At 69.2% G+C, this 20,301-nt stretch carries 23 protein-coding genes; 21 read left to right on the plus strand and 2 right to left on the minus strand.

The window, feature by feature from the left end; genetic code table 11:
• Positions 1–20: 20 nt before the first annotated feature.
• The gene (locus tag ACZ5VD_RS02795) at positions 21–1,460 is read right to left on the minus strand and encodes an amino acid permease (protein ID WP_468680379.1); all 1,440 of its coding nucleotides are present in this window, start codon (positions 1,458–1,460) and stop codon (positions 21–23) included.
• A 216-nt stretch (positions 1,461–1,676) separates the two neighbouring features.
• Between ACZ5VD_RS02795 and ACZ5VD_RS02800 the strand changes: the two genes are divergently transcribed.
• Both ACZ5VD_RS02800 and ACZ5VD_RS02805 read left to right on the plus strand, forming a co-directional pair.
• Entirely contained in the window at positions 1,677–2,162 is a 486-nt protein-coding gene (locus ACZ5VD_RS02800) for a ribose-5-phosphate isomerase (RefSeq protein ID WP_468550379.1), read from the plus strand.
• A 134-nt stretch (positions 2,163–2,296) separates the two neighbouring features.
• A complete protein-coding gene (locus tag ACZ5VD_RS02805) occupies positions 2,297–3,103 on the plus strand; it encodes an Fpg/Nei family DNA glycosylase (RefSeq protein WP_468680381.1) in 807 nt (268 codons plus the stop codon).
• Positions 3,104–3,120: 17 nt separating this feature from the next.
• Here ACZ5VD_RS02805 and ACZ5VD_RS02810 read toward each other — a convergent pair whose 3' ends face one another.
• The gene (locus ACZ5VD_RS02810; RefSeq protein WP_468550377.1) at positions 3,121–4,350 is read right to left on the minus strand and encodes a GNAT family N-acetyltransferase; all 1,230 of its coding nucleotides are present in this window, start codon (positions 4,348–4,350) and stop codon (positions 3,121–3,123) included.
• Between the two features lie 162 nt (positions 4,351–4,512).
• Here ACZ5VD_RS02810 and ACZ5VD_RS02815 point away from each other — a divergent pair, with 162 nt between their 5' ends.
• The 19 genes from ACZ5VD_RS02815 to eccD all read left to right on the plus strand — a co-directional run bounded on the left by ACZ5VD_RS02815 (position 4,513) and on the right by eccD (position 20,277).
• Entirely contained in the window at positions 4,513–5,700 is a 1,188-nt protein-coding gene (locus tag ACZ5VD_RS02815) for a SpoIIE family protein phosphatase (RefSeq protein ID WP_468550376.1), read from the plus strand.
• Between the two features lie 159 nt (positions 5,701–5,859).
• Positions 5,860–6,186, plus strand: a complete 327-nt coding sequence (locus tag ACZ5VD_RS02820) for a hypothetical protein (protein WP_468550375.1) — start codon at positions 5,860–5,862, stop codon at positions 6,184–6,186.
• A 55-nt stretch (positions 6,187–6,241) separates the two neighbouring features.
• Positions 6,242–6,556 (plus strand): pore-forming ESAT-6 family protein, encoded by a 315-nt coding sequence (locus ACZ5VD_RS02825; RefSeq protein WP_468680383.1) that lies wholly within the window; start codon positions 6,242–6,244, stop codon positions 6,554–6,556.
• 107 nt (positions 6,557–6,663) lie between these two features.
• A complete protein-coding gene (locus ACZ5VD_RS02830) occupies positions 6,664–7,056 on the plus strand; it encodes a DUF6507 family protein (protein WP_468550373.1) in 393 nt (130 codons plus the stop codon).
• A gap of 591 nt (positions 7,057–7,647) precedes the next feature.
• Entirely contained in the window at positions 7,648–7,974 is a 327-nt protein-coding gene (locus ACZ5VD_RS02835) for a hypothetical protein (protein WP_468680385.1), read from the plus strand.
• A 78-nt stretch (positions 7,975–8,052) separates the two neighbouring features.
• The gene (locus ACZ5VD_RS02840) at positions 8,053–8,367 is read left to right on the plus strand and encodes a pore-forming ESAT-6 family protein (protein WP_468680387.1); all 315 of its coding nucleotides are present in this window, start codon (positions 8,053–8,055) and stop codon (positions 8,365–8,367) included.
• Between the two features lie 59 nt (positions 8,368–8,426).
• Positions 8,427–8,822: a DUF6507 family protein gene (locus tag ACZ5VD_RS02845; RefSeq protein ID WP_468680388.1), complete on the plus strand. Its 396-nt coding sequence runs from the start codon at positions 8,427–8,429 to the stop codon at positions 8,820–8,822.
• The gene (locus tag ACZ5VD_RS02850; RefSeq protein WP_468680390.1) at positions 8,819–11,221 is read left to right on the plus strand and encodes a hypothetical protein; all 2,403 of its coding nucleotides are present in this window, start codon (positions 8,819–8,821) and stop codon (positions 11,219–11,221) included. Before ACZ5VD_RS02845 ends, ACZ5VD_RS02850 begins: the two co-directional genes overlap by 4 nt.
• Positions 11,222–11,272: 51 nt before the next feature.
• Positions 11,273–12,007, plus strand: a complete 735-nt coding sequence (locus tag ACZ5VD_RS02855; protein ID WP_468550370.1) for a hypothetical protein — start codon at positions 11,273–11,275, stop codon at positions 12,005–12,007.
• A gap of 205 nt (positions 12,008–12,212) precedes the next feature.
• The gene (locus ACZ5VD_RS02860) at positions 12,213–12,539 is read left to right on the plus strand and encodes a hypothetical protein (protein WP_468680385.1); all 327 of its coding nucleotides are present in this window, start codon (positions 12,213–12,215) and stop codon (positions 12,537–12,539) included.
• 97 nt (positions 12,540–12,636) lie between these two features.
• Entirely contained in the window at positions 12,637–12,951 is a 315-nt protein-coding gene (locus ACZ5VD_RS02865) for a pore-forming ESAT-6 family protein (RefSeq protein WP_468550368.1), read from the plus strand.
• 132 nt (positions 12,952–13,083) lie between these two features.
• A complete protein-coding gene (locus ACZ5VD_RS02870; RefSeq protein WP_468680392.1) occupies positions 13,084–13,434 on the plus strand; it encodes a DUF6507 family protein in 351 nt (116 codons plus the stop codon).
• A complete protein-coding gene (locus ACZ5VD_RS02875; protein WP_468680394.1) occupies positions 13,431–16,001 on the plus strand; it encodes an ADP-ribosyltransferase in 2,571 nt (856 codons plus the stop codon). The genes ACZ5VD_RS02870 and ACZ5VD_RS02875 overlap by 4 nt, the downstream gene beginning before the upstream one ends.
• A 72-nt stretch (positions 16,002–16,073) precedes the next feature.
• Positions 16,074–16,475 (plus strand): hypothetical protein, encoded by a 402-nt coding sequence (locus ACZ5VD_RS02880; RefSeq protein ID WP_468550365.1) that lies wholly within the window; start codon positions 16,074–16,076, stop codon positions 16,473–16,475.
• Positions 16,476–16,479: 4 nt separating this feature from the next.
• Positions 16,480–16,635: a hypothetical protein gene (locus ACZ5VD_RS02885; RefSeq protein WP_468550364.1), complete on the plus strand. Its 156-nt coding sequence runs from the start codon at positions 16,480–16,482 to the stop codon at positions 16,633–16,635.
• Positions 16,636–16,713: 78 nt separating this feature from the next.
• A complete protein-coding gene (locus tag ACZ5VD_RS02890) occupies positions 16,714–17,895 on the plus strand; it encodes a DUF6508 domain-containing protein (protein ID WP_468680396.1) in 1,182 nt (393 codons plus the stop codon).
• A gap of 97 nt (positions 17,896–17,992) precedes the next feature.
• The gene (locus ACZ5VD_RS02895; protein WP_468550362.1) at positions 17,993–18,436 is read left to right on the plus strand and encodes an HD domain-containing protein; all 444 of its coding nucleotides are present in this window, start codon (positions 17,993–17,995) and stop codon (positions 18,434–18,436) included.
• 97 nt (positions 18,437–18,533) lie between these two features.
• Entirely contained in the window at positions 18,534–18,845 is a 312-nt protein-coding gene (locus ACZ5VD_RS02900; protein WP_468550361.1) for a hypothetical protein, read from the plus strand.
• 76 nt (positions 18,846–18,921) lie between these two features.
• Positions 18,922–20,277, plus strand: a complete 1,356-nt coding sequence (eccD, locus tag ACZ5VD_RS02905) for a type VII secretion integral membrane protein EccD (protein WP_468550360.1) — start codon at positions 18,922–18,924, stop codon at positions 20,275–20,277.
• The last annotated feature ends 24 nt before the right edge of the window (positions 20,278–20,301 follow it).

The following is a 20,301-nucleotide window of genomic DNA, read 5'->3' on the forward strand; positions in this document are numbered from 1 at the left end:
ACGGACCGGCGCGCGGGCGATCACACCTTGGTGACCTGGCGTCCGCCCTTGACCTTCTCCTTCACGACGGCGACGACGAGGACGCCCGCCGCCACCAGGAGGGACAGCACGACGGTCTCGCGGCCGTCGTGTTCGGTGTCGGTCAGCATGTAGCCGAGGACGAACACGATCAGCGCGGCCGTCGCCCAGGTCAGGTACGGGTACAGCCACATCTTCACGACGAGCTTCTCCGGCGACTCGGCCTGGATGATCTTCCGCATGCGCAGCTGCGAGAAGCAGATGACCAGCCACACGAACAGGGCGACGGCGCCACTGGAGTTGACCAGGAAGAGGAACACGGAGTCGGGGAACTTGTAGTTGAAGAACACCGCGACGAACCCGAACACCACGGACGCGATGATCGCCGTCATCGGCACACCCCGCGAGGTGGTCCGCGCGAACGCCTTCGGCGCGTCCCCGCGCTGGCCGAGCGAGAAGGCCATCCGGGAGGCCGTGTACAGGCCGGAGTTGAGACAGGACAGCACCGAGGTCAGCACGATGAAGTTCATGATCTGGCCGGCGTGCGCGATACCGAGGGAGTCCAGCGCGGCGACGTAGGAGCCCTCGTCCTGGATGGACTTGGCGTCCCAGGGGATCAGGGTCACCACGACGAAGATCGAGCCGAGGTAGAAGACGCCGATCCGCCAGATGATGCTGTTGGTGGACTTGGTGACGGCCCGCTGCGGGTCCTCCGACTCACCGGCCGCGAGGGTCGCGATCTCGCTGCCCATGAAGGAGAAGACCACCAGCAGGACACCGGTGAGGATCGCGCCGGGCCCGTTGGGCAGGAAGCCGCCGTGGCCGGTGAGGTTGGAGAGTCCGGCCTGGTCGCTGTCGACGCCGGGCAGCACTCCGAAGACGGCGAGCAGACCGACGAGGATGAACGCGCCGATCGCCACGACCTTGATGCCGGCGAACCAGAACTCGAACTCGCCGTAGGAGCCGACCGAGACGAGGTTGGTGGCGGTCAGCACCACCATCACGATGAGGGCCCAGCCCCACTGGGGAACGGCCGGTATCCAGCCTTCCAGGATCTTGGCCCCGGCGGTCGCCTCGACCGCGAGGACGACGACCCAGAAGAACCAGTACAGCCAGCCGATGGAGAACCCGGCCCACGGCCCGAGCGCCCGGTCGGCGTGGGCGGAGAAGGACCCGGAGGTCGGGTTGGCGGCGGACATCTCACCGAGCATCCGCATCACCAGCACCACGAGCGTGCCGACGAGCGCGTACGACAGGAGGATGCCGGGGCCGGCGGTGGCGATACCGGAGCTGGAGCCGACGAACAGCCCGGCGCCGATCACACCGCCGATGGCGATCATCGAGAGATGACGGTTCTTGAGTCCTGCCTGGAGACCGTTGCCCGGTTCGCCGGGCGTTCCGGGGTCCGTACCGGCCTTGGACAGAGTCGGCTGCGAGGTCATGGGGGGAATTCCTTTGCGCCGGGTGAGCAGTTTCCCGTACGAGCGGTGTACGAGGGCCTAACAAGTTGGTCCAGTGAATCGGAGGCCAAGGGAATATTGAACCTTTGATTCCGGATCGTTACTTGAGGTTTTCCTGAGGTTCTGTAGTGTTGCTCACGCTTTTCGTGATCGGCCCCCGAGGCTGCTGCCCCGAAACACCCGTGTCACACTCATCCCATGCGCGTGTATCTCGGTTCCGACCATGCCGGCTTCGAACTCAAGAACCACCTCGTCGAGTGGCTCCGGGAAGCGGGTCACGACCCGGTCGACTGTGGTCCCCACATCTATGACGCCCAGGACGACTACCCGCCGTTCTGCCTCCGCGCCGCCGAGCGGACGGCCGCGGACGCCGACGCTCTCGGCGTCGTGATCGGCGGCTCCGGAAACGGCGAGCAGATCGCCGCGAACAAGGTGAAGGGCGTGCGCTCGGCGCTCGCCTGGAGCGAGGAGACGGCGTCGCTCGGCCGCCAGCACAACGACGCCAACGTCGTCGCGGTCGGCGCACGCATGCACACCCGGGAAGAGGCGACCAAGTTCGTCGAGACCTTCCTCAACACCCCGTTCTCCGGTGACGAGCGTCACATCCGCCGCATCGAGATGCTGGCCGGCTACGAGACGACGGGCGACCTGCCGCCGATCCCGGCGCACCACCCGCAGCAGTAGGTTCTACGGCTTTACGGCGCCCTCTCGATCGACCGAGCCGGGCGGTGGGTGGGCATAGGCAGGGGGCCAGGGGGCGAAGCCCCCTGGCGGGGTCCGGGGCGGAGTCCCCGGGGTTGCGGAAAGGAACGCGACAGGTGCCAGAGGGGCACACGATCCACCGGCTGGCACAGGACTACGCCGCCGCCTTCACAGGCACGGCTCCACGCGTGACCAGCCCCCAGGGCAAGTTCAGCGACGCCGCGGCCCTGCTCACCGGTACGGAACTCGCCCGCACCGAGGCCCACGGCAAACACCTCTTCCTGGGGTTCGCCGAGTCCTGGATCCACATCCACCTCGGCCTCTTCGGCAAGGTCACCTTCGGCCCGGCCCCGGCACCCCCGCCCACGGACACCGTCCGCCTCCGGCTCGCGAACAGCACGTCGTACGTCGATCTCCGCGGCCCGACGACCTGCGCCCTGATCACGGACGCCGAGAAGGACGCGATACACGACCGCCTCGGCCCCGACCCGCTCCGTGAGGACGCCGACCCGCGGGCCGCGTACCGGCGCGTCTCCCGCAGCCGTACGACGATCGCGGCCCTGCTCATGGACCAGAAGGTCGTCGGCGGCGTCGGCAACGTCTACCGGGCCGAGGTCCTCTTCCGCCACGGCATCGACCCCTACCGCGCGGGCAAGGACATCACCCCCGCCGAGTGGGACGCGATCTGGGCCGACCTGGTCGGCCTGATGCGCGAGGGCGTCCGCAACAACCGCATCGACACCGTCCGCCCCGCACACATGCCGGAGGCGATGGGCCGCCCGCCGCGCGTCGACGACCACGGCGGCGAGGTGTACGTCTACCGCAGGGCCAACCTGCCCTGTCACATCTGTGGCGGCGAGATCCGCACCGCCGGTCTCGCCGCCCGCAACCTCTTCTGGTGCCCCGCCTGCCAGCAGCGGTGACACCGGACCCCGTCGCCCTAGAACCCGTGCGGCAGCCAGGGCGTCACCGTCGACCCGAACGCGACCGACGCCTCCGCCAGCGCCCCCTGCCGGACCTCCCGCACCCGCCCGGCCGCGGCCAACGACACCAGGGACACGCCCCCGAGGTACGCCGCCCCCAACTCCCGTACCGACAGGGCGAGATCGGCCGCATCCGTCGTACGGGCGCACAACGCGCCCTTCGCGTCGCCGGTGAGCCGCCAACGCCCCGCGTTCCAGCCGCAGAAGGCGTCCTCGACCTCCAACACCACGTCCACCGGCGCCTGGTACGTCCGCGCCTCCAGTGCGGCGCCGACCTCCACCAGTCGCACATGCAGCGAGTCCCGTACCAGCAGCGAACACCGACGGACATCGGAGACCATGTGCAGCCACGCCTCGTCCACCGGGCGCCGCCGCGCGTCGACCGTGGAGGTCAGGTCGATGCCGAACAGGAACCGCCACAGCGCCGCGTGCACCACCGGGTCCAGCGCCTCCACGTCCTCCGGCACCACCGTGCCCTTGGGTCCCGCCGGCTCCCAGTCCGACTTGACCCGGAAGCGCGCGTACCCGACGACCTCCCCGTCCCGCTCGGCGACCACGCACTGCAGGGGCGAGGCGCCGTCCCGACGGTCCTCGGGGTCGAGCACCCACAGTTTCTCCCAGCCGGGAATCCGCGCCACCCGGCCCGGCTGCCCCGACACCAGCCGCCCGTACACCGCCTCGCACGCGTCGAGGACCTCGGCCGGCGCCGCGTACCGCAGCCGTACGTCATCGGTGCCGGGCGGCACGGACAGCCGCACCCGGGCCGTGTCGACCACGGCGTTGACGTGGTGCGTGGCGGCGCCGTACCCGAACCGCCCGTAGATCTCGGGCTCCGAGGCGGTCAGCACCGCCAGCGGCCAGCCCCACTCCCGTACGTCGTCCAGCTGCCGCCGCATCATGGAGCGCAGCACCCCACGCCGCCGGTGCGTCGCGGCCACGCTGACCATGGTCACGCCGGCGGCCGGCACCGCGGCACCCCCCGGCACGGTCAGCCGGAAACTGAACGCCCCCGCCGTGCCCACGCTCTGAGTGCCGTCCCAGACGCCGATGGAACGGTCGATCTCGGTGAGGGAGCGCCACATCTCCCGCTCCTCGGACGACTCCGGCGTCCCGCCGAAGGCCCGGATGAGGTTGTCGTACCACTGGTCCCAGTCGTCCCTTGACAGCACCCGCAAGTCAGTCGCCATGATTCATGCCTACCAGGGCATTGCGGGACGGGCCAGGGAATTTCGCCTTGGTGGCGGCATGACGGCTTTCTGTGAAGTTCACTGTGAAGTCGAACCTCGGACGGGGGACAAGTGGGACCTCCCGTGCCAAGGAGCTGGTCCGATGGATAGGGTCCCGAACTAATGGCAGCAGGACGAGAGCGGCGCGCGGAAGCCGAGACGTTCACAGCCCGGTTGAAGATGCAGTGGCACCGGGCTCGCGTCGGCATGCGCAGAAGCGCTGTCGACTACTTCCGCGGCGACGGCTCGGACTGGGTCGCACTGGCCGGCCTGCTCCTCACCGTGCCCCTGATCGCGGCCGCCACACTGATGAACTCCGTGTGGATCTCACCGGCCGGACTGGTCCTGCCGATCGTCGCGGGCGGCCTGCTGCTGCGCCCGGCGAGCCTGCTCGGCCTGTACGCGGCGGCGGCGACCGCCCTGATCGTGGAGTCGGTCCAGCTCGGCCCGTACACGGAAGGCCCCTCCCGGGTGACACCGGGCGTCGTGCTCGTCGTCGCCGCCTGCGGCTTCTTCGGGCTCCTCATCGCCCAGTTCCGCAGCCGGGTCGGCGTGCCCTGGCGGCGCGGCGGCACCATGCTCTTCGACCTGCGTGAACGCATCCGCGTCCAGAGCAAGCTCCCGCAACTGCCGCAGGGCTGGCACCGGGAGATGGCGCTGCGTCCGGCGGGCGGCCAGTCGTTCTCCGGCGACTTCGTCGTCGCGGCCCGCACCAACGGCGGCCGCACCATGGAGGTCGTCCTGACGGACGTCTCGGGCAAGGGCATGGACGCGGGATCGCGCGCCCTGCTCCTGTCGGGCGCCTTCGGCGGCCTCCTGGGCTCCCTGCCCCCGCACGCCTTCCTCCCGGCGGCCAACGGCTACCTGCTCCGCCAGGACTGGGACGAGGGCTTCGCCACCTCCATCCACCTGGTCCTCGACCTGGACTCGGGCGACTACGAGCTGTACTCCGCGGGCCACCCGCCGGGCCTCCAGCTCAGCGCGGGCAACGGCCGCTGGGAGGAGAAGGCCGCGGAAGGCCCGCTGCTGGGTGTGTACGACGGTGCCCAGTTCGACCCCGTGAAGGGCTCGCTGGGCCCGGGGGACGTGTTGATGCTGTTCACGGACGGGCTGGTCGAGACGTCCGAGCGCGACATCGTCGAGGGCATCGACCGCCTCACCGGCGAGGCCGACCGCTATGTCGCCGGCGGCTTCCACGGAGCGGCCTGGCACCTGATCGAGGCCGTGGCCAAGGACGTCAACGACGACCGGGCGCTGCTGCTCATCTGCCGCGAGGGACCGACGGCGGCGTCGGCGACATCCGCCCCCTGACCATTCGTCCCCATACGTCCACGTGTGCACCACCTCTTTGGTCAACAGTTTGTGCTGCCTCTGTAACTACCGTCGAAGTCCGATTGCCTGGGTAATCGGGGAGTTGGTAGAGATGTAACGCACACCATGTGGTGGTGAGGACTCAACGGGGGAGGCGTGATGAAGTTCGACATGGGCGCACAGACGCTCGCGAACCTGCAGCGTGATTCGCGGGGATCGAGTACCGATCTCGGCACGTTGATCCGCCAGCTGGTGGACGCGGCGGCACCGCTGGAGGGCAAGTTCAACGGTACGGGCCGCGCCATGTTCGACCAGTTCAAGGGTCGCGCGGACCAGATCACCAGCGAGCTCAACGGCTCGCTGTCGGCGATCCTGGGCGGCCAGTCCGGCATGGACGCGGCGTTCACCTCGGGTGACCAGGAGCAGGGCGACAACGCGAAGCAGCAGATGGGCGCCGCCAACTTCGACGGGGCGCGGTTCCGTTGAGCTTGGGGCCGCAGTTGAGCTTGGGGTTCTTCCGACTCTCGGGGAGTGATGTGTGATGGCGGGTGCGAACGCTGATCGTAAGTCGTACGACATTGGTGCGTCGGGGGACACGCAGTCGAACATCCAGGTGGTGATCGGTCGTCTCGAAGAGGTGATCGCGAGTCGTGACCGGCAGGTGAAGAACGCGATGGCGGACTTCACGGCCGATGGCGTGGCGGATGAGTACCACGGCAAGGAACAGCGGTGGAACAACGCTTCGCAGGAAGTGAAGAACATCATCACGCTGTTGAAGTCGACGCTGGAGAAGAACGACGGCACGGCACAGTCGACGCTCCAGCGCGCCAAGGCCGCCGTCGACAACATCGGCTGAGTGCAACTGATTTCAACTGAGTTCAGCCGAGTTCGCATGAGTTCGACTGAGTTCAGCGGGCTTCGGATGGTCTGTGATTCTGTAGGACGTTCGGCGATACGGGGGCTGTGGTGTCGGGCTGGGATCTGAATCCGCAAGGTATTTCAGGTGTCTTGAAGACGACGGGGGAGACGGCGTCGAACCTGGAGAAGTACGGCAAGGCGTTCGGTGAGCACCTGACGTCGGCGGCGACCAGCGCGGGCACCATCTCCGCCGAGGGCGGTGGCGGTGGTGAGGGTGGCGAGAAGGCCGGGGGTGGTCTGGTCGCCCTGGCCCTGTCCCAGTACGCGGAACGGGCGTCGAAGGACCTGCAGTTCGTCGCCGCACGGGCCGGCAAGTCGTTGCAGGGCGTCGTCGACGCCACCACCGCGTACCTCAACGGCGACCAGGAGATGGCCGCCGAGGCGCAGCGCAACACCCTCGCCGCACCCAAGATCGACCTCCCCGGGGCTGGCAAGTAGTGATCAAGCCGGTCAAGTACCCCAGTACACGGGGTACTTGACCCGGCTGGAGACGGACCACGCGACCTGAGGAAGGACGCGGGGCAGGCCCGTAGGACCGACAGGCCCTGGACTCACAGTTCCAGGGCCTGTCGGCGTACTGGACGCTGTCGGCCCTGATCTCGGCGGCCGTCACGGAGTTCCATGTGCCCGTCGGCTCGCGGACGCTTCCCGGTCGAGCCGGTCGAGCCGGTCGAGCCGGTCGATCCCGTGCGTCGCCGTGGACGCCAGACCGAGCGCCGTGCGGTGGCACCAGGTCGAACCAGGCTTGCCGCACTCGGAGTTGTCCGGGCCCCGCCGGACCGCCGCTGTCGTCAGCGGCTCCTTGTGCGGGAGCGAAGGGTGAGGGCGGGTGAGTGTGACACGGCCACCCCGCCGCACGCCGTATCCGCTGCTCAACAGCCCGTAACGGAAACCGGGTCGAGCCGTGGCGCTTCTGTGTGTGCCGGGGGCATCAGTTGCACAGGCAACTATCGGGTTGATAGAGATGAGGGAGTGTCATGAGGTGGATCGGGGACGGTTCGCCGGAGCAGCCCGACGGGGGAGGCGTTAATGAAGTTCGACATGGGTGCGCAGACGCTCGCGAACCTGCAGCGTGATTCGCGGGGGTCGAGTACTGATCTGGGTACGTTGATCCGGCAGTTGGTGGATGCGGCGGCGCCGTTGGAGGGCAAGTTCAACGGTTCGGGTCGGGCGATGTTCGACCAGTTCAAGGGCCGGGCCGACAAGATCACGTCGGATCTGAACGGTTCGCTGTCGGCGATCCTGGGTGGTCAGTCGGGGATGGACGCGGCGTTCACCTCGGGTGACCAGGAGCAGGGCGACAACGCGAAGCAGCAGATGGGTGCCGCCAACTTCGACGGCGCGCGCTTCCGTTGACCTTGAGCTCGGGCTCTGGCTCGGGCCTCGGCTTCGTTCTGTGCGGACTTTATTTCGACTCTCGGGGAGTGGTGTGTGATGGCGGCTGCGAACGCTGATCGTAAGTCGTACGACATTGGTGCGTCGGGGGACACGCAGTCGAACATCCAGGTGGTGATCGGTCGTCTCGAAGAGGTGATCGCGAGTCGTGACCGGCAGGTGAAGTCGGCGATGGCGGACTTCACGGCCGATGGCGTGGCGGATGAGTACCACGGCAAGGAACAGCGGTGGAACAACGCTTCGCAGGAAGTGAAGAACATCATCACGCTGTTGAAGTCGACGCTGGAGAAGAACGACGGCACGGCACAGTCGACGCTCCAGCGCGCCAAGGCCGCCGTCGACAACATCGGCTGACGACGTATGACGCGTGACGTGTGACGTGTGCAGGAATTCGTGAAGTACGGGGGTCGTCGGTGCCTGGCTGGGATGTGAATCCGCAGGGTGTTTCAGGTGTGTTGAAGACGACCGGTGAGACGGCGTCGAACCTGGAGAAGTACGGCAAGGCGTTCGGCGAGCATCTGCAGTCGGCGGCGACGAGTGCGGGCACCATCTCCGCCGAGGGCGGTGGCGGCGGTGGTGAGGGCGGCGAGAAGGCTGCCGGTGGTCTGGTGGCCCTCGCCCTGTCCCAGTACGCGGAACGGGCGTCCAAGGACCTGCAGTTCGTGGCGGCACGGGCGGGCAAGTCCCTCCAGGGTGCGGTGGACGCGACCACCGCCTACCTCAACGGCGACGAGGAGATGGCCGCCGAGGCACAGCGAAACACCCTCGCCGCACCCAAGATCGACCTCCCCGGGGTGGGCAAGCAGTGATCAAGCCGGATCAGATTCCCCAGTTCACCGGTGACCTCCCGCAGTTGGAGACCGACCACGCCGACCTCAAGAAGGACGCCGGGCATATCCGCAAGGCCGGCGGGGACGTGGACTCCCAGTTCCAGGGCCTGTCGGCGTACTACACGGCTCCGGAGGCGGAGAAGCTCTTCGCGACGACGAAGCCGGTCAAGGACCGCGCCGACACCTTCGCCGACGACCTCGACACCGTGTCCGGCGCACTGTCCTCGTACGCCACCGAAATCCGCCCGCTGGACACCAGGTTGAAGGAACTCAAGGCCAAGGCCGAGACCTTCATCGCGTCGGTCAAGGACGACGACGAGTGGGAGTACGACGGCGACAAGGTCGACGAGCACAACGAGATCCGGGACGACATCACCGCGACGGTGGCGGCGTTCTGGGCCGCGGAACGCACCTGCCACAACAAGATCACCGCGATCTGGGGCGGCACCCAGATGGTCGCCGGGGACGGTTCCGACCGCAAGGACCAGTACGGCTTCAACGCGGACGACTTGAAGGACGCGAAGCTTCCCTGGGGAGATGCCGTCGAGGAGAAGCACCACTGGTACGAGATCGGTCACTGGATCAAGTCGTTCCTCTGGGACGGCCTGATCGTCGACGGCATCTGGGGCACCATCAAGGGCCTGGGCACCCTGCTGGGCTTCGCCGGCTGGGAGGCGATGGGCCAGGCCTGGAAGGGCCTCGCGCAACTCGCCACCGGTCTCATCGTCTCCGTCATCCCCGGCGCGGGCGCGCTGTTCTGGACGCTGCCGGACGACAAGATGCCCTCGTGGCTGCGTGATTCGCGTACGGCCATGAAGGAGACAGGCAAGGCACTGGTCGCCTGGGACCAGTGGGGCGACAACCCCGCCCGCGCGGCCGGTGCCGTCACCTTCAACGTCCTGACCACCGTCTTCACCGGTGGCGCGGGCGCCGCGGCGGCGGGTGTCGGCAGGGCCGGCGCGGTGGCCAAGGTGCTGTCGGTCGCCGGCAAGGCGGGCCGGATCATCGACCCGATGACCTACATCGCCAAGGGGGTGGGCGCCGGTCTGTCGAAGATCGGCGACATCGCCAAGGGCCTCAGGGGCATCGGCACCATCGACATCCCCACCCTCCCCGACCACGCGGTCACCCTGCCGGAGGGTTCGGTACGGCTCCCGGACGGCACGGTCCGGCTGCCCGAGGGCGCGGCACTCCCGGAGGGCGCGACCAGACTGCCCGACGGCAACGTCCAACTGCCGGAGCACACGGTCGGGTTGCCGGAGGGCGCGGTGAGGCTGCCCACCCCCGAGGGCGCCCCCACCCAGTACGTGGACCCGAACGGCAACGTCCTGGACAGCGACGGCAGCGTGGTCCAGCATGCGGACCAGGCGCCCACGGAGCCGGTCGTCAACACGGCCGACACCCCGGTGAGGGAGCCGGCCGCGGTCGGAGCCGGCACCAACACGCCGAGTGATCTCGGACACTCCGGCGACCTCGGACACTCGGGCGGCGGCTCGCACTCCGGCTCCGGAGACTCACCCGTCAGCGGCCAGGGCGGCCACGGCGACGACGTGCCCCCGCACCGGGACGGCACGGAAACCTTCACGGACCGCCCCACCGAGGACCCGCCCCACACGGACGGCAGCCCCTCCCACACGGACGACGGCCCGCCCCACGCCGGAAACCCCGACCATGTCGACAACAACGGCAATACCCACAGCGCCGACAACGCCGACAGCGCCCACAACACGGCCGACACACCGGACACCGACCCCCCGGCGTCCCCCGTCCCGGACGACAACGCCCCGCCCAGGTCCCCCCACGAAGACGACCCGCTCCTGATCCGGCAGGACGACGACTTCAAGGCCACGCACAACCAGTTCGGACTGCGGAAGTCGCGGTTCGATCCGGACAGCGGCATCGTCCCGGCCAATCCGGACGGGAAGATCACCCCCCTTGAGCATGTGCTCGGCGGCGCGAACCCGAAGGCCAAGGAAGCGAGCCAGTTCACCTCCTTCGCCCCGAAGGACGGGACCGGGAAGGTCTACGGCAGCCACGAGGTCAACATCGACTACCGGCGACTGCAGGCCGACATCGACGCCGGCAAGGTCCCCGACGTGGAGATCCTGCGCCCCGAGCAGATCCAGCAGAGCATCGGCGACGACATCAGCAAGACCGCGGGCAAGGACGTGGACGTACCGGCGGACCTCAAGCCGACGGACACCGATGCGGTGACCAGGTTCGTGAACGACCTCGGGCTGAGCAAGGGCAAGACCAGCAAGGTGCACCGAAGGGTCATGGCGCTGCTCAACACCCGACGCGACGGCGAATGGCTGATCAGCGGAGTCGTCCCCAAGGAGTACGTGACGGGGCCGTACCCGACGACCAAGACGCCGTGACGCGCCGGATAGCGTGATCCGGCGAGCCGATCCGAGCACAGGAGTACCGACGTGTCCGACACCGACAGCAAGGGTTCGTGGGAGCCGAGTGCCCGCGTCGCCGCCCTGCTCTTCGTGGACTTCGACGGCATGTCCGCCGACCCCGACGACGTCATCAGCGAGGGACTCGACGGCGGCTATCGGGAACGTTCCGAGGCTCTGAAAGAGGTTCTGCGGGATCCGGGCGAGGAACCGGCGGGACGCTTCCTGGCCTGTGTCGCCCTCACGCGCTGGGCGGACGCGGCCGGGTACGAGGCGGTGGTCCGGGCGGCGGGGGCACCGGAGTCCGTCGTATGGCGAGGGGCCTCGTACGACCGGCTGCACGGTCAGGACGACACCTTCGGTGTGCTCGCCGACGCCGTCGGGGACAGCGCCGACATGGTCGAGGAGCGGGGTACGGCCGCCGAGCGCGTCCGGGCCGCCGAGGCTCTGCTGAACGTGGCGGACCGTGTCCAGTTCGACCGCCACATCAGCTCCCTGCTGCGCCAGGAACTCGTCGTCGCCTGCCTGCCCGTCATCAAGGCAGCGGTGGACCGTGGCATCGCGAGGCCGGCCGAGGAGCGGATCTCGTACGATCTCGGCCTGCAACTGGCGCTGATGGTCGCGGCGGCCCATCGCGTCGACGCCGGGTGGGCCCTGGACGCCGCAGGCCGCCTCATCGCCGGCCGGCCCGGTGAACGCGCGCTCGCGGAGCTGCACGACGCGATCCCGGAGACCGAGGGGACCTCGGGGACCCGGGAGGCCTAGCCGCCGGGACGGGTGCCCGGCCGCCGCCGCTCGCTGTGACCCACCTCTCACCAGCCAGGTAACGGGATCCCGGCCGAGTTGTGTTGCTTCTGTGTGTGGTGGGGCCCTCGATTGCACAGGCAACTGGGTGGTTGATAGAGATGTAGGAGACTTATGAGGTGGATCGGGGACGGTTCGCCGGAGCAGCCCGACGGGGGAGGCGTTAATGAAGTTCGACATGGGTGCGCAGACGCTCGCGAACCTGCAGCGTGATTCGCGGGGGTCGAGTACTGATCTGGGTACGTTGATCCGGCAGTTGGTGGATGCGGCGGCGCCGCTGGAGGGCAAGTTCAACGGTTCGGGTCGGGCGATGTTCGACCAGTTCAAGGGCCGGGCCGACAAGATCACGTCGGATCTGAACGGTTCGCTGTCGGCGATCCTGGGTGGTCAGTCGGGGATGGACGCGGCGTTCACCTCGGGTGACCAGGAGCAGGGCGACAACGCGAAGCAGCAGATGGGTGCCGCCAACTTCGACGGCGCGCGCTTCCGTTGAGCAATGCCCACTGGGGCTTCACTGCCCCGTTCTCATCGGTTTCGCCGGTATCGTCGGTTTCTTTCTGTTTGCTCGGTTTCTCGGGGAGTGGTGTGTGATGGCGGCTGCGAACGCTGATCGTAAGTCGTACGACATTGGTGCGTCGGGGGACACGCAGTCGAACATCCAGGTGGTGATCGGTCGTCTCGAAGAGGTGATCGCGAGTCGTGACCGGCAGGTGAAGAACGCGATGGCGGACTTCACGGCCGATGGCGTGGCGGATGAGTACCACGGCAAGGAACAGCGGTGGAACAACGCTTCGCAGGAAGTGAAGAACATCATCACGCTGTTGAAGTCGACGCTGGAGAAGAACGACGGCACCGCTCAGTCGACGCTCCAGCGCGCCAAGGCGGCCGTCGACAACATCGGCTGACGGACGGGTTCGTCTGCCGTAAGCATCCGTTCCGGGGCGATCCGCCCCGGAGCTGTTGTTCGGTATCGGGAGTTTAGGTAAACGGGGGTTTCCGTGCCCGGCTGGGATTTGAATCCGCAGGGTATTTCAGGTGTGTTGAAGACGACCGGTGAGACGGCGTCGAACCTGGAGAAGTACGGCAAGGCGTTCGGCGAGCATCTGCAGTCGGCGGCGACGAGTGCGGGCACCATCTCCGCCGAGGGCGGTGGTGGTGAGGGCGGTGAGAAGGCTGCCGGTGGTCTGGTGGCCCTCGCCCTGTCCCAGTACGCCGAGCGGGCTTCGAAGGACCTGCAGTTCGTGGCGGCACGGGCGGGCAAGTCCCTTCAGGGTGCGGTGGACGCGACCACCGCGTACCTCAACGGCGACGAGGAGATGGCCGCCGAAGCACAGCGCAAGACGCTGGCCGCGCCGGTCGTGGATCTGCCGGGGGTGGGCAAGCAGTGATCAAGCCCGATCAGATTCCGCAGTACACGGGCAACTTGGCCCAGCTGGAGACGGACCACGCGGACCTGAAGAAGGACGCGGGGCATGTCCGTAAGACCGGCCAGGACGTGGACTCGCAGTTCCAGGGCCTGTCGGCGTACTACACCGCTCCGGAGGCGGAGAAGCTCTTCGCGACGACGAAGCCGGTCAAGGACCGCGCCGACACCTTCGGGGACAACCTGGAGACGGTGTCCGGCGCCCTGTCGACCTACTCCACCGAAATCCGCCCCCTGGTCGACAAGTTGAAGGAACTGAAGACCAAGGCCAGCACGTTCGTCGACTCCGTCAAGGACGACGACGAGTGGGAGTACGACGGCGACAAGGTCGAGGAACACAACCGGATCCGGGACGACATCACCACGACGGTGGCGGCGTTCTGGGCGGCCGAGCGGACCTGCCACAACAAGATCACCGCGATCTGGGGCGGCACCCAGATGGTCGCCGGGGACGGCTCCGAGCGCGCGGACCAGTACGGCTTCAACGCGGACGACTTGAAGAACGCGAAGCTTCCCTGGGGCGACCCGGTGGAGGAGAAGCACCACTGGTACGAGGTCGGCCACTGGGTGAAGTCCTTCGTGTGGGACGGCCTGATCGTCGACGGTATCTGGGGCACCATCAAGGGCCTGGGCACCCTGGTCGGCTTCGGCGGCTGGGAGGCGATGGGCCAGGCCTGGAAGGGCCTCGCGCAGCTCGCCACCGGCCTGGCGCTGGCGTCGATCCCGGGTGTGGGAACGGCGTTCTGGCTCCTCCCGGACGACAAACTCCCCTCCTGGATCCGTGATTCGCGCACCGCGATGAAGGAGACCGGCAAGGCGCTGGTCGCCTGGGACGAGTGGGGCAAGAACCCCGGCCGCGCGGCCGGTGCGGTCACCTTCAACGTCCTGACCACCGTCTTCACCGGCGGCGCGGGCGCGGGTGTGGCGGGCGCGGGCAAGGCCGGCGCGGTCGCGAAGGTGCTGTCGGCGGCCGGCAAGGCGGGCAAGGTCATCGACCCGATGACGTACATCGCCAAGGGCGCGGGCGCGGGCCTGTCGAAGATCGGCGACATCGCCAAGGGCCTCAAGGGCGTCGGCAACATCGACATCCCCACCCTCCCCGACGGCGCCGTCCACCTCCCCGACGGCCGCCTGATGGACCCGAACGGCAACCTCATCACGCCGACCGGCGCCATCGACACGACGCCGGTGCACTACGAGACCAACACCCCGTCGGTTCCCCACGGAACCCCCCCGACGCTCCCGCCCCACTGGACCACGCAGGGCTCCCAGCCCTACGCCGGGGCAGCGCACACGGTCGACAACGCCGGGCACTACAACGCGCCCGACTCCGGCCACTACAACGCCCCGGCCGCCGCGAGCCACGCGCCGTCGGGTTCCCCGTACGACCACGCGCCCTCGCCGACCGCGTACGACCAGAACCCGTACACCCAGACCCCGTCGGGGGCCCCGTACGGCCACGCGCCCGGACACGACTTCGGCCCGAACCCGTCGGCGTACGACCACGCGCCCTCGCCGTCGGCCTACGACCAGACCCCGGCCACCACACCGCACACCGGCGCCGGTCACCCCGGTGCCACCACCCCGTGGTACCACCAGGGCCCGGCGTCCCCCGTGCACGACGTCCCCGGCGCCGGTCACGTGGACGACGCCTCGCACGGTGCCGGTCACGCGGACGACGCCTCGCACGGTGCCGGTCACGGCGACGACGCCTCGCACGGAGCGGGCCACGGTGACGACGGTCTCGGTCACCACGCCGACGACGCCGCGCACGCCGGCGACCACGGGGATCTCGGCGACGGCGCCGCGCATCACGGCACGGACGGTCCGGTCGCTCCGGGGCACCAGGGCGCGGATGTGCCGGGGCACGGGGCCGCGGAGCCCTTCGAGTACAAGCCGCACATGTCGGCGGACGACTTCGACGACCTGGCCACCGACGCGGAGAAGCACGCGGTGGCCGAGGCCGAACTGGCGCACGGCACGAACCTCGGGCCCAGCGCCAGCAACAGGGCGGGACAGGCGTACGGCGACGCGTACTGGAACGACTACATCGACCAGCTCGACCCCGCTGCGAAGAACGCGCTCAACAAGTACAGCGACTACTACTACACGCAGATCAACGGCCCGCTACGGGCCGGCGGGGATCTGCCTGCCCCGATCGCCGACATCGTCCACAACATGGACCGGGTCATGGGCACCCGCCCTGTGCCCGAGGACATCATGGTCGTCCGCGGTACCCGGATCGACCACCTCGACCTGGACTCGCCGCTCGACATGCAGGGCAGGACCTACGGCGACGACGGGTACACCTCCACGTCGCTCGGCAAGGACCCGGCCTTCGAGCACCAACCGGTGATCATGCACTGGCGGGTTCCGAAGGGCACCCCGGCTCTCTGGATCGACTACATCTCCGCGAACAAGGGGGAGCGGGAGCTGCTGCTCGCTCGTGGTACGAAGTTCAACGTGACACGCGTCTTCCAGGACTCGGCGGGCAAGTGGCACGCCTACGGAGAGGTCCTGCCGAAGCCGTAGCGAACGGCGTTTGAAGGACTCGGGACCGCGCCGTCGTGGTGGATCAGGCAGACGTACAGGAATGTGGATTTCATGAGCAGCGAACAACCCCCGACCAACTCGCGCTTCGCCGAGGACCTGCAGATGAAGCAGGTCGCAGGTCCGGCGGCGTACAGCCGTCACACCGATGGGCCGGTCACGTACCTCAGGGTCGCCGACCGTGCCGGCACCGTCATCGGGTACGTGTGGGCGAACGACACGGACGATGCGGCCGGCCTCGTGGTGCCGCCGGGGCTTGCGCCCAACGCCGTCAACGCCGGTGCCAGGTGGGTGCGGGCCCTGCGTGACGGCAAGGCGCGGGAGCTCGCCCCGACGGCCCTGCTCGCGGAACTGGAGCAAGGCGCGAAGGACAACGACAAGAGCCACGTCGTCCCGGACTCCCGCGCCGAGGCCCCCACCCTCGCCTCGCTCAAGGAACTGGTCGCCGGCGGCTGAGCCCATGTCGACGAACCCGCGCCTCCACGACGACGTGCACATCAACCTCGTGTCGGGCCCACCGCGCTACCGAAACCACACCGACAAGCCGGTGCGTTACGTCACGGTGGTCGACACAGAGGACACCGCCGCGGTCGAGGCCCTCGCCTCGGCCGGCTAGCGAACCACCGGTGGGTCCGCGCCTGAACCGAGTATCTGCGGAGGTAACGGCCCCCAAGGCCTGAGCAGCATGACGAGCGTGTCCCATCCCGTGCACTACATCACCGTCACCGCCCCCGACGGCGAAGTCATCGGCTACGCCTGGGGCGATGCCACCGACGTCGAGTGGATGAACCGGAAGGCGAGCAGCAGCGCTGCCTACGACGCCGGTACGGAGTGGTACGGCCGGGTCGGTGAGGCCCGCGGCCGTGGCCTCGCCCCCCTCGGCGTCCTCAACCTCCTCAGCCGCGAACCAGGCGTCGGACCGGTCACCGAGGCCGCCGACCGAGCGGCCGTCGAGGAACTCGCCCGCATCGTCACCCCGGCCGACGACCGCCGCCTGCTCGCCCAGCTCCACCGGGACGACACGGAAGCCTGGCAGGAGCTCGCCGACGCCTTCGACGCGCTCACGGACGAGGACCGGGACGTGAAGTGGGGTGGGGGGACCACGTCGACGAGCGGCGCCGTCCAGGTGCCGTTCCCCCTCTACGGTCAGCCGCTGCTCCGTGCCGTCTCCGCCCTGCACAGGATCGGCGCGGTCACCCCGGAGTACCGGTGGACGGACGCCCCGATGCCCGAGGCACCGCCGGACGGACGGCTGCGGCCCTCCGACGCGGTGCGCGCCGCCACCACGATCGTGCGCGGAGAGCACTTCAGCGACGGGACGATCGACGAGGCCGTGCGAAGCGGCCTCCTGGACGCCGTCGTCGCCTCCCTCCGCGCCTGGTACGCCGACCCGTCCGCAGAACAACCCGTACCCGGGAGCGCCGCCGCCGAGCGGCCCCGCCCCACCCCCGCCCCCATCCCCACCCCCACCCCTGTTCCCGCCCCACCCATGTGCAGGTTCTGCGGAGGTTCCCCCGCCGCGGACGTCACCTTCCGTGCCCACCGAGGGCTCGTGATCCTCCTGGGATTCCGCAAGACGGCCGGGCCGATGTGTCTGACCTGCGGGCTGGCCGTGTACCGGGCGCTGACCACCCACACGCTGGCCTGGGGCTGGTGGAGCCCCCTCTCCCTGTTCGTCTTCGCGCCGTTGACGCTGGTCCGCAACCTCCTCGCCGTGCGCCGGGTGAAGAAGCTCCCGGCCCCGGGCCCGGGCATGCTGGGCCCGCGGTACGACCCCGGCGTGCCCGTCCATCGGCGTCCGCGTGCCTACATCGCGCTCGTCCCGGTGCTGTGGTTGCTCTTCATGATCGTGACGGGGTTGTCGGGAGCCGTGTGAGAAGCCGTGAGAGGCTCTCGCACCCCGGCTGTACGGGTGGCGCGTGCATGTCTTATGTTGCGGAAGCGAAGTCAGGGGGAGCTGGATGCCGCAGGAGATGAGTCTCAGCGAGGTGGAGGCCGTCGCCCGTGCCGCGCACGCCGGGCAGACGGACAAGGCCGGACGGCCTTACGCCGAGCATCTGTCGGCCGTCGCCGAGGGCGTGCGGGCGCGTGGCGGGGGTGACGAGCTGGTCGCCGCCGCCTGGCTGCACGACGCCCTGGAGGACGGTGTGCTCAGCGCGCAGTGGCTGGACGACGCCGCGCTGTCGCAGCGCACCAAGGACGTCGTATGGGCCATGACCAAGCGGCCGGACGAGGAGCAGGAGGCGTACGCGAGCCGGATCCTGTCCACTCCGGGCGCCCGGCTCGTGAAGGCGGCCGACCTCGCGCACAACGCCGACCCGGGCCGTCTCGCCGTACTCGACGAGCACACGGCCCGCCGGCTCACACAGAAGTACGCCGCGATGCGGCAACGCCTCGGCCTCGCCCCGGGCGACTGATCCCCCTTGGACATCCACTCAGGCATCCCCTCGGACATCCCCCGGATGTTCCGCCGGGTATCCAGCCCCCACGTACACCCCTACACAGGACGACTGAATGTCACGGGACTACGACAGCCAACTGCTGGAGTCGGTGGCGGTGCGCCGGCGCCGGATGCGGGACGCGCTGCTGTTCGGCGCACAGCGCGCACGGCGGACGGCGGACGAGCGCTTCGGCAAGATGTTCGCCGGCATCGCCATCGCGGCCGTGCTGTGCGCCGGCTGCGTCGGCTGGTCCTTCCTCCAGGCGACCCTGGCGAAGCAGAAGGCCGAGCAGAACAAGCAGCAACAGCAGCAGGAGCAGCTGTACGACCCGACGCCCAGCGCCTCCCCGGGCGGGGCCGGAGACAAGGGTGCGGAGAAGCAGTGAACAGGGTGTGCATGGCAGGCGTGCTCATGTCAGTGAACGCCGATGGCCGAAACGACGCGATGATAGGTTCCGGTGAGTGGTGAGCACAGCAACTTCGTTCCGGACCCAGCTCAGCAGGGTCACTCTGATCGGTGAGCGGCGACGAGCCGACATCGTGCTGCCTTCGGACACCCCGATCGGCCAACTGCTCCCCGACATACTGCAGTTGCTGGACGACCGGGCCGCGGCCCGGCCGACCACCCGGCAGCTGATCACCTCCGACGGATCCGCGCTGCCGCACGACGCCACGCTGTCGTCGGCCGAGGTCCCCGACGGCGCGGTGCTGCGTCTCGTCCGGGCCCACGCCGCACCGCCGGCCCCGGTCGTGCACGATGTGACCGACCAGGTCGCCGACGACCTCGATCTGCGCGGCTGGCGCTGGCGTCCCTCGGTACGCCGGATCGCCGCCGGTGTGGCCACCATCGTGTTCGCCGTGATCGCGGCGCTGCTGGCCCGGCGCGAGTTCGCGCTGGAGTCGGTCGCCACCGGGCTCGCGCTCGTCACCGTGCTGTTCCTGGCCGCCGGTGCCGCGATGGCGAAGATCGGCGAGGGCAACCGGGCCCTGGCCACCGCACTGCTGCTCGCCTCCGGCGGGCTCGGCGCGCTGACCGCCTGGACCGCCGCCGACGCCTACGACTGGTCCGGCACGGCCCGGCTGGCCGGGGTCGCCGGGGCGCTGGTGCTCACGCTCGTGCTGCTCGCCTACTGTTCGCCGCTCGGCCGCGGCGGACTGATCGGGGCCGGCGCGATCGTCGGCGTGGCCGCGCTGTGGGAGGCGGTCGCCGCCGTACAGGACCGGCCGGACCGGATCGGGGCCGTGATGGCCGTGGTCTCCGTGATCCTGCTCGGGCTGCTGCCGCGGTTCGCGCTGATGGCCTCGGGGCTCACCGCACTCGACGACAAGCGGTCCTCGGGCACCTCGGTGAGCCGGCACGAGGTCGCCAACGCCCTCGCCGCCACCCACCGCGGGCTCGCCCTCGCCACCGTGGTCACCGCCGCCTCGGCCGCCGCGGGCGGCTGGCTGCTGACCGCCGCGAAGGAGCCGACCGTCTGGACGGTGGGCCTCGCCTCGCTCACCGCCGTCGTGCTGCTCTCCAGGGCCCGCGCCTTTCCGCTGGTCGCCGAGGTCGTGGCGCTCTTCGGGGCGGCGGCGCTGCTCGTCGTCCGGCTCGCGGTGCTGTGGCTGGATCACACGGGAGGGGCCGGCGCGCTCGTCCTCCTTGCCGCGGCGGCGCTGCTGCCGCTGATGGTCCTCGCGGTGGAGCCGCCGGAGCACGTCCAGGTCCGGCTGCGCAGGTTCGCCGACCTGATCGAGTCCCTCGGAGTGATCGGCCTCTTCCCGCTCGCCATCGGGGCGTTCGGCATCTACGGGCAACTGCTCAACAAGTTCTGAGGCGTAGCAGGAGAGAAGGGCGAC

Source organism: Streptomyces sp. NPDC032822, assembly GCF_055578825.1.

What these genes read in the sequence shown, in the direction of transcription:
- ACZ5VD_RS02795 (WP_468680379.1), bottom strand. Translation starts at nt 1,460, where the DNA reads ATGACCTCGCAGCCGACTCTGTCCAAGGCCGGTACGGACCCCGGAACG.
- ACZ5VD_RS02800 (WP_468550379.1), top strand. Translation starts at nt 1,677, where the DNA reads ATGCGCGTGTATCTCGGTTCCGACCATGCCGGCTTCGAACTCAAGAAC.
- ACZ5VD_RS02810 (WP_468550377.1), bottom strand. Translation starts at nt 4,350, where the DNA reads ATGGCGACTGACTTGCGGGTGCTGTCAAGGGACGACTGGGACCAGTGG.
- ACZ5VD_RS02815 (WP_468550376.1), top strand. Translation starts at nt 4,513, where the DNA reads ATGGCAGCAGGACGAGAGCGGCGCGCGGAAGCCGAGACGTTCACAGCC.
- ACZ5VD_RS02820 (WP_468550375.1), top strand. Translation starts at nt 5,860, where the DNA reads ATGAAGTTCGACATGGGCGCACAGACGCTCGCGAACCTGCAGCGTGAT.
- ACZ5VD_RS02825 (WP_468680383.1), top strand. Translation starts at nt 6,242, where the DNA reads ATGGCGGGTGCGAACGCTGATCGTAAGTCGTACGACATTGGTGCGTCG.
- ACZ5VD_RS02835 (WP_468680385.1), top strand. Translation starts at nt 7,648, where the DNA reads ATGAAGTTCGACATGGGTGCGCAGACGCTCGCGAACCTGCAGCGTGAT.
- ACZ5VD_RS02840 (WP_468680387.1), top strand. Translation starts at nt 8,053, where the DNA reads ATGGCGGCTGCGAACGCTGATCGTAAGTCGTACGACATTGGTGCGTCG.
- ACZ5VD_RS02860 (WP_468680385.1), top strand. Translation starts at nt 12,213, where the DNA reads ATGAAGTTCGACATGGGTGCGCAGACGCTCGCGAACCTGCAGCGTGAT.
- ACZ5VD_RS02865 (WP_468550368.1), top strand. Translation starts at nt 12,637, where the DNA reads ATGGCGGCTGCGAACGCTGATCGTAAGTCGTACGACATTGGTGCGTCG.
- ACZ5VD_RS02880 (WP_468550365.1), top strand. Translation starts at nt 16,074, where the DNA reads ATGAGCAGCGAACAACCCCCGACCAACTCGCGCTTCGCCGAGGACCTG.
- ACZ5VD_RS02885 (WP_468550364.1), top strand. Translation starts at nt 16,480, where the DNA reads ATGTCGACGAACCCGCGCCTCCACGACGACGTGCACATCAACCTCGTG.
- ACZ5VD_RS02895 (WP_468550362.1), top strand. Translation starts at nt 17,993, where the DNA reads ATGAGTCTCAGCGAGGTGGAGGCCGTCGCCCGTGCCGCGCACGCCGGG.
- ACZ5VD_RS02900 (WP_468550361.1), top strand. Translation starts at nt 18,534, where the DNA reads ATGTCACGGGACTACGACAGCCAACTGCTGGAGTCGGTGGCGGTGCGC.